Origin of the sequence: Glycocaulis sp. (genome assembly GCF_052168375.1) — a bacterium.
GTDB lineage: Bacteria > Pseudomonadota > Alphaproteobacteria > Caulobacterales > Maricaulaceae > Glycocaulis.
This window is the reverse complement of the sequence record NZ_JBQLZR010000024.1, coordinates 1-14,861: the sequence shown is the minus strand read 5'-3', so window position 1 is coordinate 14,861 and position 14,861 is coordinate 1. Positions and strand designations below refer to the sequence as shown.

Here is a 14,861-nt window from a genome sequence, read left to right as displayed (position 1 = left end):
GATCGCGGCTCTAATGTCGCTGCGCGACAAGCCGGCAGGATCGGTGCGCCTGACCCTGTCACATCATGCGCTACGGCGTCTCGTATGGCGTAAGCTCAGCCCTATACTCGGTGATTTTCCCGATATATCGCTGGAACTGAGTGTTGATAGTGGCTTTCGCGATATTGTCGGCGACGGTTTCGATGCGGGAGTCCGACTGGGCGAAAGCATCGAAAATGACATGATTGCCGTGCGCATCGGCCCGGACTGGCGTCTAGTTGCCGTGGCGTCACCGAAATACCTAGAGCAAATCCAGCTACCAAGTCTTCCTCAAGATCTTCTCTACCATACCTGCATTAAAAGGCGGTTTGAGGCGGGTGGGCTTTATGCATGGGAGTTTGCGAAGGATGGAAAGGATGTCCGCGTCCGGGTCCAGGGCCGTCTGACGGTGAATGATGATGAGACCATGGTTGACGCAGCATGTGACGGCCACGGCATCGCTTATGTGCCCGAAGACATGGTGCGCAGCCATATCGATGCGGGCCGCTTGATCCTCCTCCTGGACGATTGGTCGCCAAGATTCGCCGGCTATCACCTTTACTATCCGAGCAAGCACCAGAAGCTGCCTGCCTTCGAGGTCGTCATCGATGCACTGCGTCACAGAGAAGGCACCAGCTAAGTGGGTGCAAACTTGTCCAAACCCTGCAGTGATGAATGTAGGTGCCGCTATGAACCGCTAACCCATTCCAATGGGCGGCGGGCCGAGCGTGGCACTTGCCGGAGTGCTCTCCCGTAGCGAAAGGCGAACACTATATCGCCATCGCTTGTCGTGAGTGCCGAGAGCCTTTCCCTCCAGCCCCGGTCGATGCCGAGTTGACGATCGCGGTCCACCAGCTCCGGGAGCTGATTGAGCGGATGGGCGGCCAACCCTTCATGGGTGAGCGCCAGGTGCAGACGCTGCCAAAGGCGGCCTGCAGCCAACTGGCCGGCACGATCATAGGCGTCCGCAATCGTGATGACGCCAAACCCGCCGGCCGTGCCGAGCTGTCCACGGGTGGAGTTGAGCCAGTACTGACCCGAGCTCGCGGCATCGGGCTCAGGCAGCAACTGACCCATGAAACTCATCACTGGCGAGAGGCCTGCCGTAGGCACCGAAACGCCATCCCGGTGGCGGGCGATTTCGCGGGCATTGCCCCGAAACCAGACATGTCCGTCATGGCTCATCTGTGCGTCAGCATTGATGGCCGCCGTCGCTTCCAGCGTACCGTCAATGAAAGCCTGTCCGCGCGGCGTGTCGCGGTCAAACACCTCCAGCGAAGCGCCGTCCGTCTCGCCCGCAAGAGCCTCTATGGCCGCAAGCTGTGCCTCTGGTACAGGCTCGCCGTCATAGGGTGCGCGATTGGTGCGCCGGTTGGGGATTGCATCGAAAAGGCTGGGCTGCATCGCGGGGGCAGGGGTGAGCGGAACGAAAATCCGTCCGGCACCATTGGCGCCGAGTGCTTCAAGGCGAGGTCTGCCTGCGGAAAAGCCGAACGCTGGCGCGGCGATCTCGGCATTGGCAAGAGCCGCGCCAAGGCCGATCCACATTTCGCGCCGGTAGGGATCAAAGGCACCCAGATGGCGGGTGGTATCGGCTTCGATCACGCAGCGGTCAGAAGCCAGCTCGAAGGTCCAGGGCTGGGTGTTGTGCGGGTTCGACGCGAGGATTGCAGCGGCGGCCAGAGCAGACGGATCGCCCTGGCTGGCCATGCCAAGTGCTTTCCAAGGCTCGAAGGGGGATGTATCGGCAGGAAACACGCCGGCATCGACTATTCGCCAACCAGCCGCAGCCGTGCCGGCGATTGTCACCATGCCAGCGCCTGCCAGCCCCTTTGTCAGAAATGCGCGCCGGCTGGCGCGGGTCCCGGTGTCGGCCATCGACTTGCCTCCGTCCTTGATGCTGCAAGCCTAGCGCCGGCCAAAATCATGCATATTGACATTTTGTGTATGCCAATCATGCATTCATGTATGAATAGCGATACCAAAAACGCCGACCTGGACTGGCGCCTGATCCGCGCCTTTGTTGCCGTTGCAGAGGCAGGAACCTTGAGCGCTGCAGCGCGCAGGCTTGGGACAACGCAGCCGACTATCGGGCGCCAGATACGGGAACTGGAAGCGCTGTGCGGCGAGGTGCTGTTCCATCGCCGGGGCACACGGCTGGAACCCGTCCCGGCGGCCAGAACCATTCTGGAACAGGCCCGTGATGTGGATGCGGCCGTGCGGTCGCTGTCGCAGGCGTTCACACGCATTGCTGATGCCCCGGACGGACAGATTGTCCGCATAACGGCGCCCACTCTGATCTGTGACCGGCTTTTGCCGCACCTGTTGCCAGCCATTCTGGACACGCTGCCGGAGGTAGAGATCCAGATTGATCCCTCCGACATCGTTCAGGACCTGCAACGGCGCCATGCCGACATTGCGATCCGGCTGACCGATCCGGTTCAGCCTGATCTGATCGCGCAGAAGCTGGGATCGATAGGCCTCGGCCTCTTTGCTTCAAAAGCCTATCTGGACGTTTATGGAATCCCGAGGGGGCTGGAGGCATTTGCCGCCCACCGGCTTATCCTTCCGGTGGATGAGGAGATCGTTCGTGTAACGACGGCCCGTCTGGGGATTTCTCCTGACATGCTTCGCTCCAGCCTGCGGTCGGATGATCTTCGCCATCGTCATGCTCTTATGGCCGCAGGGCTGGGGATTGGAACCGGCCACCACTGGCTGGGGCGAACGGATCGCCACATGGTTCGCCTTCTTCCCGATATCGAGCTGACCCGCTTTCCAGTCTGGCTGGTAACGACTGAGGATGTACGTTTGAGCCGGTCCCGCCGTGCGGTGTTTGATGCACTGTGCGCTGCGCTGAAGCCGTGGCTGATCTAGTTCTAGGCGGTTGTGAATCAGGTGCGGTCTAATCTTCACCGTGAAGCCATTCGATCCCGGCGAGAGAGACTACTTTTTTCAAACGTTTCAAGACCCCGGTACTGCTGGCTCAATGGGTTCAAGGGTTACGAGATCGACTTGCGTTACACAGCTGCCCAGCCTTTGGCGGGCCGCGCTGAACCGGTCCGCGAAAACCTCCTCGCGTAGTGCGCCGGGCGCAATGCCGCGTTGTTCAACCAGACGCGCAAGTGACCGTGCGCGGGTGACGGAAATATGGTTTTCCATGTCAAACGCGGCGAGCAATCTGCGCATGTCGAAACGGGCTGCCGCGTCGAAATATCCATCGCGTCCGAGGAGCGCCAGCGGAGCGACATTGGTCCAGCCATTTCGCCAGTTCTCGTTTATCCAGATCAGTTCCTGGCGCACGGCCTGATAATAGCTACGGTCTTCCGGTGAAAGGGCGGCCATGGTGCCATTGTCTTCGGCAAGTTCAAAAAGAGAGACCGGAACCTCGACGCCGTCAGCGAGGAAGGTAATCGGGAAGTACAAGGAGCGCGTCATTTCTTCGGGAAGCCCGGTCAGCGGCATGGCCTCCCATTCGCCTTCGCTTACCAGCAGAGCGGCATCCAGTTCACCGATCCGGCTTCTGAGGCAATCTGCCGTCGCAACGCGGGCGGCGCTTACGGCCAGCGTCCGCTCGATCGCCGCGTCGATCTGCTCCAGTGTCTCGTCATGCAGGCGCGCTTCGCGCTGCGACACCACCCACTCGCTCGCCCACAAGGCCAGCATCACGCCGACGACCACGACGACGAGCTCCATCGCCCAGTGACGAAGGTTGCGTGCCTGGCGTGCTGTCAGTGCCCCAAATCGCAGTTTCAACATGTAGCCCCTCCAGTCGGGAGGACGATGCTACAGATCGCCAGGCTTGCAAAGCAAATGAGCCCTGCCGGAAGGCGGTGGGTTTGGGGAGCATTGCGGCAGGAAATACATCGGAAAAATGGCGGAGGGGGTGGGATTCGAACCCACGGTACGGTTTCCCGCACGCCGGTTTTCAAGACCGGTGCCTTAAACCACTCGGCCACCCCTCCGACGCGGATCGTTTAACCGGCTTTGTCACACTCCGGCAAGCCTGCGCGCCACAGCGCATGGCGTTGCTGCAGCAGAGTTCATGTCCGCAACCGTTTGTTTAGTCATCCGGGTTTATCTGGAGAACGGAAACAGGGTGGAGTTGTGTACCTTGGCTGAAGCCCATACGGGGCAGAGACGGCGGCTGGAAGTGTTGCGGGTCCTTGTGGTGGACGACAACACGCATATGGCCTCCATTCTGCGCACGGTACTGAACAGTTTCGGTATTCGCCATGTCGACGAGGTGCGCGGCGCCGTCGAAGCGCTGGAGCTTATCCGCACGCGCTCCTACGATTTTGTTCTGCTCGATTACAACATGCCGATTCTGGACGGGATCGAGTTCACGCGTCTCGTGCGTACGGGTCGCGACCATAACCAGCAGATGATACCGATCATCATGATCACAGGGTTCACCGAGCGTTCGCGCGTGATGGCGGCGCGTGATGCCGGCGTTACCGAGGTCTGTGTAAAGCCGGTGACGGCGCGCGACCTCTGGAACCGTATCGCGGAAGTGATCAATGCGCCGCGCCCCTTCATCCGGTCGAAGAGCTATACTGGTCCTGACCGGCGGCGCCATAAGGACTTCGAGTTCAACGGCGCTGAGAAGCGTCAGGCCAAGCAGGACGAGACTGGCGCTGCGGCCTGAGCACTGTGGCGCCTTCCTGCCAATTGCCGTCTGCCCGATCGCTTGCTACTGACTTCCCCTCCGGCGGGCATGGGGCAGGAGGGCAAGGCTTGGTTTCATTGCATTCAGCTGCCCGCGGGGCGCTTGGCCTGGTAGTGTGCGCTTTGGCAGCTTGCTCCCAGACGGCGGGGGAGCCGGAGCTCCAGGGCGCGATCGCTGCTCCTGTACCCGCAGTCACGGCCTTGCCGGTTGCCGGAGGCATGACATCTGACCCAACTGCAGAAACGCCACGAGCAACGCAGACCGGGCTGGCCTCCTGGTATGGCGAGCGGTTTCACGGGCGTCTGACGGCCAGCGGCGAAGTCTATGACATGCATGCGTTTACCGCGGCCCATCCGGAATTGCCGCTGCGCAGCCTTGCCCGTATCACCCGGCTGGATAACGGCGCCAGCGTTGTCGTCCGGATCAATGACCGTGGCCCTTATGTCAGCGGACGTATTGTGGATCTGAGCCGTGCAGCAGCCCAGGTGCTCGGCATGCTGGAAGACGGTCTGGCCGAAGTTCGCGTCGAGGCATTTGGCCCGGCCGATCCCCGGGACCGGGCGGCGATATCGGGTATCTTGCCCCGTCGCGGCGCGCCGGCCAGCGGGCAAGGGCGCAATCAGACAGCATCTGACTGACGCGCCGGGTGTGTGCCCCGTCTGGACGTGCGGCGCGGCGCACGGTTTTATGGGACATCCTGTCCTGATCGCCTGCGTGGAGAGCCGCCATGGCCCGTCTGACCGCCGCACTCGCCGGTTTTCTCATCTTGTTCAGTGGTCTTGCTGCTGCGCAGGATCCCGTCTTTGAAACCTCTGCCAGCCATGCCGTGATCATGGATTACGAGACAGGCGAGATCCTGTTCTCGAAAAATGGCGATCAGCCCATGCCGCCCTCATCCATGAGCAAGCTGATGACAGCTCTGATGGTGTTCGAGGCAATCGAAGCGGGAACACTCTCGCTCGACGACGAGCTGCCGGTCAGCGTGCGGGCCTGGCGCGAAGGTGGTTCGGCGTCAGGCGGCTCCACCATGTTTCTCGATGTGAACAGCCGTGCGCGGGTTTCAGACCTGCTTCGCGGTATTATCGTTCAATCTGGCAATGATGCCTGCATCGTGGTCGCCGAAGCACTCGGTGGCAGCGAAGAGGCCTTCGCCGACATGATGACGCGGCGGGCGCGCGAGCTGGGGCTTGAAACGGCGAGCTTCCGGAACTCCACCGGTCTGACAGCTGAAGGGCATGAAATATCGGCCGCGGACCTTGCCCGACTAGCGTCGCATATCATCACGAACTTTCCGCAATTCTATGATCTTTATAGCGAAACCAGTTTTACCTATAACGGCATCACGCAAGCGAACCGCAACCCGCTTCTTGGCGTTGTCGACAGCGCTGACGGTCTGAAGACTGGCTATACGAGTGAAGCGGGCTATGGCCTTACGGCCTCGGCGGAGCGCAATGGCGAGCGCCGGATCATCGTTTTCAACGGTACCCAGTCCATGCGCGAACGGGCCAATGAGGCCGAGCGTCTTATGCGGGCCGCCTTCTCCGATTTCGTCATGGCCGACCTAGCCGAAGCCGGGGAGGAAATCGGCACGGCAGACGTTTATCTGGGAACTTCGCGCACAGTCGCCCTGCGAACGACAGGCGCGGTGCGGGCTGCCATGCACCGGCGTGAACGCGACCGGATGCGTGCCGAGATCGTCTATGAAGGTCCGCTGATGGCACCCGTCGCGCAGGGCGATACAGTTGCCCGTCTGGTGATCACGATGCCCGATGGTCGCACCCGCGAGTTTCCGCTGGAAGCAGCGAGCGATGTGCCGCGCCAAGGGATGGTATCGCGGGCACTGAGCGCCCTGGTCAATCTGGTCAGCGGCTGACCGGCCGGAATGACGCGCGGACGCTTCATCACGCTGGAGGGCGGGGAGGGGACGGGCAAGTCGACTCTGGCGGCCGGGCTTGAGGAGGCTTTGTCGCGGCGCGGTATCGCCGTTGACCGCACACGTGAGCCGGGCGGCACGCGCGGTGCAGAGGAAATCCGCAAGCTGCTGGTGGAGGGCGAGGCAGACCGCTGGGAAGCCATGACGGAAGCCTTGCTGCTATACGCCGCCCGTCATGATCATGTGGAGCGCCGTATCCGGCTGTCACTGGAGGCCGGGCATTGGGTGATCTGCGACCGCTTTTTCGATTCCACGACGGCCTATCAGGGCGCCGCAGGCGGGGTTGCGCGGGAGACGCTAACCAGCCTTCGCAGGCTGGTATTGGGCGATTTTGCACCTGATCTGACGCTCATTCTCGATATGGAAGACCCGTATGTCGGGTTGGACCGTGCCGGTGCCCGCGGTGGGGCGGAGCAACGCTTTGAAAGCAAGGGACTCGCCTTTCACCAGCGCCTGAGGCAGGGATTCCTTGAAATCGCACGGGAAGAACCGGAGCGCTGCGTGGTTCTGGATGCGGGAGAGCCAAAGGAGCGCGTGCTCGAGAGCGCCCTTGCCGTCATTGACGACCGGCTGGGATTGAAGTCATGAGCGAAGAGGCGCTTCCCGAAGCCGATGCCGAACCGGGTCTGCCGCATCCGCGCCATGTCCACAGCCTGTTCGGTCATGAACAGGCTGAGACCGCCGCTGCCGCCGCAATCCGTTCAGGCCGGATGCACCATGCCTGGATGATCACCGGCCCGAAAGGCGTGGGCAAGGCGACCCTTGCCTGGCGCATGGCGCGCCGGGTGCTGGGCGTGGCTGCGGATCCGTCTGCGCCTCTGGCAGCAAAGTCTGATGATCCGGTCAACCGGCGTATGGAAGCGCTGTCCCACCCGGACCTGCTGCTCGTGCGCCGGCCCTATGACGAGCAGCGCAAGCGCCTGAAAGGCGAAATCACCATAGATGAGGCGCGGCGCATCCCTGCCTTCTTCTCCCGCCGGGCGGCCGAAGGAGGGTGGCGTGTCGCTATAATTGACAGCGCTGACGAGATGAATCGCAATGCTGCCAATGGCTTGCTTAAAAGTCTTGAGGAGCCGCCCGAGCGTGGGCTTCTGCTTCTTGTGGTCACGACGCCTGGCCGTTTGCCGACGACTGTCCGGTCACGCTGCCGCCGTCTCGATCTTCGTCCGGTGGCTATCGATGCGTGCGCAGACTGGCTGAGAAACGTCCACGGCGTGGACCGTGACGACGCGGGGGTTCTCGCTGCGCTTGCCAAGGGCGCGCCGGGCAGGGCGCTCGCGTTCGGGGTCAGCGGTCTTGCCGGCCTGCAACGCGAGCTGGTAGCGGCGCTGGGATCTTCAGGACGTGCTGATCCGGGAAAAGTCGAAAGCCTGATCGGAAAGGCTACCGGCACTGACAGCCAACAGACGCGCGCGGTGTTGTTCGACATGATGGCAGGCGAGGCTGCAGCCCGCGCACGCCATGCCGCCAGCGCCGGAAACGCCGTTGCGGCTGGCGAATGGGCCGATGCGTCACGCCGCGTTACCAGCCTCGCGCGGGAGGCGGAAACCCTGTATCTCGACCCCCGGCAGAGCCTGCTAGCGGCCTTCACCGTGCTGGACGGTGCAGCGCGCCAGACCGTCAGCTGAACACAATCCGGATACCTGATGCTTATCGACTCCCATGCCAATCTTCACGGCGATGCCTATGGCGAGGATCTCGGCGCTGTGCTTGAGCGCGCTCGCTCGGCTGGCGTGTCGCCCATCATCGCGATCTGCTGCCGGCTGAATGAGTTCGGCGCGGTCAGTGCCATCGCCGATGCCCATGAGGATGTGTGGTGTACGCTCGGCGCGCATCCCCATCACGCGAAGGACCAGCCGGATATAACCGCTGACGGCCTGCTGGCGCTTGCGGGCGGTCATCAGAAGCTGGTGGCAATCGGGGAGACCGGTCTCGATCTCCACTACAATTACAGCCCCTTCGAACAACAGCTGGCGAGCCTGAAGGCGCATATCGAGGCCGCCCGCATCACCGGCTTGCCGATCATCCTGCATTGCCGCAACGCCGACGAAGCCATGGCCGACCTGCTGGAAGAGGAAATGGGGAAGGGGGCCTTCAAGGCGCTTCTCCATTGCTACACGGGCGGAGAGGCGTTGGCGCGCCGGGCCTCGGCGCTTGGCGTGTGGTTCTCTGCCTCTGGCATCATCACCTTCAAGAAGGCAGACGATGTCCGCGCAATCTTTCGCGACATCATTCCTGAGAACAAGGTGATCGTGGAAACCGATTGCCCGTATCTGGCGCCAGTGCCCCATCGTGGTTCGCGTAACGAACCGGCTTTTCTCCCCCATGTGGTTGAAAAGCTGGCCGAACTGCGCGGCTGGACAATAGAGGAAGCGCAGGAGCGCACGACGCAAAATTGCCTGGCCCTGTTCGACCGGATCAAGGTGCCCGGATGAGCGGGCTGCTGCGCCTCACGCTTCTCGGCTGCGGCTCTTCAGGCGGAGTGCCGCGCATTGATGGCGACTGGGGCGATTGCGACCCGGCCGAGCCGCGCAATTACCGGACAAGATGTTCATTGCTGGTCGAGCGCGCAGAGTCACTAAGTGCATTCGCGGATGGCATCGCGATTACCCGGCTAATTATTGATACATCGCCGGATTTTCGCTTTCAGATGCTGCGCGAATGCGTCCGCGACCTCGATGGCGTGGCGTTCACCCATGATCATGCCGACCAGTCGCATGGCATTGATGATCTGCGCGCGATTGTTTACCGCCGCCGCGCGAGATTGCTGACCTTCATGGCGGACTTCACATTCGAAGCCCTAAATCACCGTTTTGGCTATATTTTCGAGACACCTGAAGGGTCTGGCTACCCGCCCATACTTGAGCCTGTCGTGCTGCCTCCGGATGGCAGATTCAGCGTGGATGGCGCTGGAGGGCGGCTTGAGGGCCGTTTCTTCTCCGTCGATCACGGCCAGACGCCTTGTAGCGGGCTGCGCTTCGGACCGGTCGCGTATACGCCAGATGTTAAAGCCATGCCGGATGCCGCCTTCGATGCCATTTCTGGCATCAGCCTGTGGATTGCAGATGCGTTGCGGGACAAGCCGCATCCATCGCACTCCCATCTGGAGCAGACACTGGCCTGGGCAGAACGCTGCGGCGTTGCACAAACCGTGTTGACCAATATGCATATCGATCTCGACTATCGAAGCTTGCTCGCCCGCTGCCGCGAAGGCGTTCGGCCGGGTTATGACGGATTGAAGGTCATCGTTGATGAGCGAACCGGTGACCTGGTTGCCATGGATGAACCCTGATCTTTCAGTTTCCTGCACCACCGCGCTTCTCATAATATTTATTATGCGACATTTATGAATGACCGTACGCGGAGACCAAAGGCGCATGACCATCCGATTTCTGGAGAACCGTATTCCGCCCCCGCTGGTATGTTTCCTGTCTGCACTGGCCAGCTGGGGTCTCGCGCACTCTACCCCGTCCTTCCAGCTGGCTTTCGCCGGTCAACGGCCTGCCGGTGCTCTCGTGATCTGTGCCGGCATACTGATTGCACTGGCGGGCATAATCGCATTCCGCCGCGCCCGAACGACGGTCAGCCCACTCAGACCAGACCGAGCCACCGCCCTCGTCACCGGCGGGATCTATCGCTGGACGCGCAATCCGATGTATCTCGGCATGGCGACGGTGCTGGCGGGCTGGACGCTGATCCTCGGCCACCCGGCCGGGTTGCTGGGCCTTACGGCGTTTGTCCTCTTCATAGACCGGTTTCAGATACAGCCAGAAGAACGCGCCCTGGAAGCTATCTTCGGTGACGCGTTTGCGAAATACCGTTCAGCTGTCGGCCGATGGATACAGATCCCTCCGGGACGCGTTGAACCTTGAAAGCCCGCAACTGATAAGCCGTCTCCAGGGAGACAGCCATGACGAATCCGAAAGCCGTACTTTATCGCATGGATATGCCGGGACATTTGTGTCCGTACGGTCTGAAAAGCCGCCACCTTCTGCGCTCCAAGGGATTTGAAGTCGAGGACCACCGGCTCGAGAGCCGCGAGGAAACGGACGCCTTCAAGGAAAAGCATGGGGTAAAGACTACCCCGCAAACCTTCATCGAGGGTGAGCGTTTAGGCGGGTACGAGGATTTGCGGCGCCATTTTGGCCAGAAGACTGGTGGAACCAGCTACACACCTGTTATTGCCCTCTTTTCAGTGGCGGCTCTCCTCGCCTTTGCCATTGGCTGGCGGATGGACGGAACACCCTTCCAGCTGCGCCTTGGCGAACATTTTGTGGCCATTGCCATGGTGCTGCTCGGACTGCAGAAGCTGACCAATATCGAATCCTTCTCCACCATGTTTCTCAATTACGACCTGCTGGCACGCCGCTACGTGCCGTATGGGCGCATCTACCCGTTCGCCGAGACCGGCGCGGGGCTGGCGATGCTATCAGGCAGCCTTGTCTGGCTGGCTTCACCGGTCGCCCTTTTCATTGGTTCGATTGGCGCGGCTTCCGTGTTCAAGGCGGTCTACATCGACCGACGGGAGCTCAAATGCGCGTGCATGGGTGGCGAAAGCCGCGTTCCCCTGGGCTTTGTCTCCCTGACCGAGAATCTCATCATGATTGCCATGGCGATCTGGATGCCGCTGAGTACGTATGTCCTGGCCCAAGGCTAGCCGGGTTTATTTTCCCGGCGGGTCAGCCCATGAAAGGGTCATCGACCCGGAGACTGCCCGATGACCGATACTGGCGCCCTCACCCTGCCCGACTCTTCACCTCTTGAACGCCTGCTGGCGATCATGGCCCGCCTGCGCGATCCGCAAACGGGCTGCCCTTGGGATGTGGAACAGGATTTTGCCTCCATAGCGCCCTACACCATTGAGGAAGCCTATGAGGTCGCTGATGCCATTCAACGCGCGGACATGGCCGATCTGCGGTCGGAGCTGGGCGACCTCCTGTTTCAGGTCGTCTTTCACAGCCAGATGGCATCGGAAGCCGGCCACTTCACCTTTGACGATGTAGCGGCCGCCATTGCCGAAAAGATGGAGCGGCGTCACCCGCATGTCTTTGCCGGCGCCGAAACACGCAATGCAGAGGCACAGACGCGTGCATGGGAAGCCCAGAAAGCGGCCGAGCGCGCCGCGCGGCATCCCGACCCCTCTGCCCTCGCCGATATTCCGGTCGCCCTGCCCGCGCTTCTGCGGGCATTGAAGCTGACCAAGCGTGCGGCCCGTGTCGGCTTTGACTGGCCGGACGCTGCGCGCGTGCTCGACAAGTTCGAGGAAGAAGCGCGTGAACTGCGCGAGGCCCTTGCGGCCAACGACACGGCTAACATCAAGGAGGAGGTTGGTGATTTGCTCTTTGTTTGCGCCAATCTGGCCCGCAAACTTGATGTTGACCCGGAAGATGCGCTGCGCGAGGCCAATGCCAAGTTCGAGCGCCGGTTCCGCTCGGTAGAGAGCCGCCTGGAAGCCTCAGGCAATAAGGTCGGAGCCGCGAGCCTCGACGAGATGGAAGCCGAATGGGGCCGGGTGAAGGACGCAGAGCGATCGGGCCGCTAGGCCTCCAGATGGGCGTTCAGCAGGCTGGAAAACCGGGCGCGGAAGCGCCCGGCATCGGGCCCTGACAGGCGCGCTTCGATTCTAACGGCACCGGTCTCGGAATCGCGCCGCTCACTCACGACATCGCCGTGCTCGTGCAGCCAGGCGGACACCTCGTCCTGTCCGGGTTCAAGCTCCATGACGATGTGCTCGTCATCGCGGCCGAGGGCTTCGTCGATGGCTGCCATAAGCGCCGCAACGCCCTCGCCCGTGACGGCTGATACCGGATGCACCGGCATTTTGGATTTTCCGGACGCCGTGCGCGCGGCCCAGAGCGCATCGTCGCGGGCTTCCTCGTCGAGGCGGTCGATCTTGTTCCAGGCCTCGACCAGTGGCTGGCCGTGTGCAGGCCCGCACTCCAGCGCGGTCAGCACGCTTTCCACATCGGCCTTGCGGCCTTCATTATCCGGGTCCGACAGATCGCGGACATGCACGAGAATGTCGGCTTCGCGCACCTCTTCCAGTGTCGCGCGGAAGGCGGCGATAAGCTCGGTCGGCAGGTCGGTGATGAAGCCGACCGTATCGGAGACGAGCACCCGGCGCCCGGATGGCAGCCGCACCCCTCTCACCGTGGGATCCAGTGTGGCAAAGGGCATGTCTTTCGCCAGCACGCCCGCCGCCGTCAGCCGGTTGAACAGGGTTGATTTTCCGGCATTGGTGTAACCCACCAGCGCGATAGATGGCCACGGAGCCGCCTGACGGCGGGTCCGGTGCAGCGCGCGCGTGCGTTTGACCTGCTCAAGCTCGCGGCGCAGCTTGGCCATCTTTGAGGCTAGCAGGCGCCGGTCGGTCTCGATCTGGGTTTCGCCGGGACCTGCAAGGAAGCCCCTGCCCCCGCGCTGGCGTTCCAGGTGGGTCCATGTCCGCACAAGGCGCGAGCGCTCATAGGTCAGGCGCGCGAGTTCGACCTGCAGCCGCCCTTCGCGAGTGCGGGCCCGCTCACCGAAAATCTCAAGGATGAGGCCGGTGCGGTCGATCACCTTTACATTCCAGCGCTTTTCAAGATTGCGCTGCTGAACAGGCGAAAGAGCGGTATCGATGATGACCGCTTTCACACCGAGGGATTCGATCCGTTCGTGCAGGGTTTCCAGCTTGCCTTTGCCGAAAAAGGTGCCGGCTTCCAGCTTGCGCACTGGCTCAATGATGGCATCGGCGGCAATCAGGCCGAGGGCTATGGCAAGACCCGTAGCTTCCTCAAGGCGGGCATCGGCCCGGCTGGTGTCCACGCCCGGAGGCAGAGGATGGATGATCAGCGCGCTATCGTTTGCCGTGGCAGTTTCGGTCAATCGTGATCCCCGTCGGGGCCATCCTCATTGCCATCGAAGAGCTGAACCGGCTGGCTCGGCATGATGGTCGAGATGGCGTGCTTGTAGACAAGCTGAACCTGGCCGTCGCGGCGCAGAAGGACACAGAAATTGTCAAACCAGGTGACAATGCCCTGCAGTTTCACCCCGTTTACGAGGAAGATCGTCAGCGGCGTCTTGCTTTTGCGGACCGTATTGAGAAACACGTCCTGAAGGTTCTGTTTTTTATCGTTCGACATGACCGTCCACCTTGGTCCGGAACACCCGGACATCACACACAAGAGTCATAGGTAGCGGGCGTTGCCGCTGCCTGCAATGGGGTTGGGGCAAGACACGAGCCTAGCTCTCCTCACCTGCCTCATAGGACGCCCTTAGAGCGCTGGCGAGCGATCCCGGCGCACCATTGGCAATCGGACGGCCATCAATGCTGACGACCGGCATCACCATGGAGGTTGCCGAGCTGACAAAGGCCTCTCTTGCCCCAAGCGCTTCGTCGACCGTAAAGGGACGTTCCTCGAAGACGAGGCCTTGCGCTTTCGCGATGCGCAAAATTCGCTGGCGGGTGATGCCATTCAGGATGGTTTCGTCAGCTGCCCGCGTGACGAGGCGCCCCTCCCCGGTAATGATCCAGGCATTGCTGGAACTGCCTTCGGTCACCTCTCCCGCTTCATTGACCAGCCAGGCCTCAAAGGCGCCGGCCTCACGCGCGGCTTGCTTCGCCAGAACATTCGGTAGCAGCGATATACTCTTGATATCACACCGCTTCCAGCGGAGGTCCTTTTGTGTGATGACAGCAATTCCGGCTTCTGCGCGTGCCGAGACAGGAGCGCGCGGTGCCGGACGCACCGTGATCACCACGCTGGGACGGATAGTGCCTGCCGGAAAGGCATGATCGCGCCTCGACACACCGCGCGTGATCTGCAGGTAGACCAGCGCATCTGTCAGCCGGTTTCGGCGCAAGGTCTCGCGCAGGGCGATATCGAGGGCCACGTCACTCATGGGCTGGGGAATGCGGATCTCGCCGAGCGAACGCTTCATGCGGGCAAGATGACCGGCATGGTCGAGGAATACGCCATCCCGCACCAGCCAGACCTCATAGATGCCGTCGGCGAACTGATAGCCGCGATCTTCCACCTGCACGGCGGGCGTATCGATCGGCAGGTACTGGCCGTTCACATAGGCGATGCGGGCCATCGGCAATCAGTCTCCGCTGAAAATGAGGAACAGAACCGCGGCAAGCGGCAGAATTTCGATGCGACCGAGAATCATCAGGATAGAGGCGATAATCAGGCCGCCTGCCCCTACCTCGCCATAGGCAGCTCCTGCAAGCGGACCGGCATTGGCGAGCGTTGCGCCAGC

At 61.8% G+C, this 14,861-nt stretch carries 17 protein-coding genes and 1 tRNA gene; 12 read left to right on the top strand and 6 right to left on the bottom strand.

The features are described 5' to 3' along the window. Positions 1-658, top strand: a 658-nt coding sequence (locus ACTS2Z_RS00940) for a LysR substrate-binding domain-containing protein (protein WP_442571360.1), incomplete at its 5' end; no start/stop codon positions are given. 47 nt (positions 659-705) lie between these two features. On the opposite strand, the gene ACTS2Z_RS00935 is transcribed toward ACTS2Z_RS00940, so the two are convergent. Then, positions 706-1,896: a hypothetical protein gene (locus ACTS2Z_RS00935; RefSeq protein ID WP_442571359.1), complete on the bottom strand. Its 1,191-nt coding sequence runs from the start codon at positions 1,894-1,896 to the stop codon at positions 706-708. Between the two features lie 90 nt (positions 1,897-1,986). Here ACTS2Z_RS00935 and ACTS2Z_RS00930 point away from each other — a divergent pair, with 90 nt between their 5' ends. Continuing rightward, positions 1,987-2,892 carry a LysR family transcriptional regulator gene (locus tag ACTS2Z_RS00930; RefSeq protein ID WP_442571358.1) on the top strand — a complete coding sequence of 302 codons (906 nt, stop codon included), beginning with the start codon at positions 1,987-1,989 and terminating at the stop codon, positions 2,890-2,892. Positions 2,893-2,979: 87 nt separating this feature from the next. Here ACTS2Z_RS00930 and ACTS2Z_RS00925 read toward each other — a convergent pair whose 3' ends face one another. Further along, positions 2,980-3,774: a hypothetical protein gene (locus ACTS2Z_RS00925; protein ID WP_442571357.1), complete on the bottom strand. Its 795-nt coding sequence runs from the start codon at positions 3,772-3,774 to the stop codon at positions 2,980-2,982. Positions 3,775-3,890: 116 nt separating this feature from the next. Further along, positions 3,891-3,980: transfer RNA gene (locus ACTS2Z_RS00920), tRNA-Ser, on the bottom strand. Positions 3,981-4,129: 149 nt separating this feature from the next. Here ACTS2Z_RS00920 and ACTS2Z_RS00915 point away from each other — a divergent pair. The 10 genes from ACTS2Z_RS00915 to mazG all read left to right on the top strand — a co-directional run bounded on the left by ACTS2Z_RS00915 (position 4,130) and on the right by mazG (position 12,159). Further along, positions 4,130-4,663, top strand: a complete 534-nt coding sequence (locus ACTS2Z_RS00915; protein ID WP_442571356.1) for a response regulator — start codon at positions 4,130-4,132, stop codon at positions 4,661-4,663. A gap of 239 nt (positions 4,664-4,902) precedes the next feature. Beyond that, the gene (locus ACTS2Z_RS00910; RefSeq protein ID WP_442571355.1) at positions 4,903-5,322 is read left to right on the top strand and encodes a septal ring lytic transglycosylase RlpA family protein; all 420 of its coding nucleotides are present in this window, start codon (positions 4,903-4,905) and stop codon (positions 5,320-5,322) included. 89 nt (positions 5,323-5,411) lie between these two features. Further along, on the top strand, positions 5,412-6,557 hold the full coding sequence (locus ACTS2Z_RS00905) for a D-alanyl-D-alanine carboxypeptidase family protein (RefSeq protein ID WP_442571354.1): 1,146 nt from the start codon (positions 5,412-5,414) through the stop codon (positions 6,555-6,557). A 9-nt stretch (positions 6,558-6,566) separates the two neighbouring features. Continuing rightward, the gene (tmk, locus tag ACTS2Z_RS00900) at positions 6,567-7,205 is read left to right on the top strand and encodes a dTMP kinase (protein ID WP_442571353.1); all 639 of its coding nucleotides are present in this window, start codon (positions 6,567-6,569) and stop codon (positions 7,203-7,205) included. After that, positions 7,202-8,245 carry a DNA polymerase III subunit delta' gene (locus ACTS2Z_RS00895; RefSeq protein ID WP_442571352.1) on the top strand — a complete coding sequence of 348 codons (1,044 nt, stop codon included), beginning with the start codon at positions 7,202-7,204 and terminating at the stop codon, positions 8,243-8,245. The genes tmk and ACTS2Z_RS00895 overlap by 4 nt, the downstream gene beginning before the upstream one ends. 18 nt (positions 8,246-8,263) lie before the next feature. Beyond that, positions 8,264-9,052, top strand: a complete 789-nt coding sequence (locus ACTS2Z_RS00890; RefSeq protein WP_442571351.1) for a TatD family hydrolase — start codon at positions 8,264-8,266, stop codon at positions 9,050-9,052. Then, on the top strand, positions 9,049-9,909 hold the full coding sequence (locus ACTS2Z_RS00885; protein ID WP_442571350.1) for an MBL fold metallo-hydrolase: 861 nt from the start codon (positions 9,049-9,051) through the stop codon (positions 9,907-9,909). Before ACTS2Z_RS00890 ends, ACTS2Z_RS00885 begins: the two co-directional genes overlap by 4 nt. Before the next feature lie 85 nt (positions 9,910-9,994). After that, positions 9,995-10,489: a methyltransferase family protein gene (locus tag ACTS2Z_RS00880; protein WP_442571349.1), complete on the top strand. Its 495-nt coding sequence runs from the start codon at positions 9,995-9,997 to the stop codon at positions 10,487-10,489. Between the two features lie 38 nt (positions 10,490-10,527). Continuing rightward, positions 10,528-11,274, top strand: a complete 747-nt coding sequence (locus tag ACTS2Z_RS00875; RefSeq protein WP_442571348.1) for a glutaredoxin family protein — start codon at positions 10,528-10,530, stop codon at positions 11,272-11,274. Positions 11,275-11,334: 60 nt separating this feature from the next. Beyond that, entirely contained in the window at positions 11,335-12,159 is an 825-nt protein-coding gene (gene mazG, locus ACTS2Z_RS00870) for a nucleoside triphosphate pyrophosphohydrolase (protein WP_442571347.1), read from the top strand. On the opposite strand, the gene hflX is transcribed toward mazG, so the two are convergent. The 3 genes from hflX to ACTS2Z_RS00855 form a co-directional block, all read right to left on the bottom strand. Then, a complete protein-coding gene (hflX, locus tag ACTS2Z_RS00865) occupies positions 12,156-13,484 on the bottom strand; it encodes a GTPase HflX (protein ID WP_442571346.1) in 1,329 nt (442 codons plus the stop codon). The two genes, mazG and hflX, sit on opposite strands and share 4 nt — an antisense overlap. Beyond that, the gene (hfq, locus tag ACTS2Z_RS00860; RefSeq protein WP_442571345.1) at positions 13,481-13,741 is read right to left on the bottom strand and encodes an RNA chaperone Hfq; all 261 of its coding nucleotides are present in this window, start codon (positions 13,739-13,741) and stop codon (positions 13,481-13,483) included. Before hfq ends, hflX begins: the two co-directional genes overlap by 4 nt. 100 nt (positions 13,742-13,841) lie before the next feature. Continuing rightward, entirely contained in the window at positions 13,842-14,696 is an 855-nt protein-coding gene (locus ACTS2Z_RS00855; protein ID WP_442571344.1) for a D-amino-acid transaminase, read from the bottom strand. Positions 14,697-14,861 lie beyond the last annotated feature (165 nt).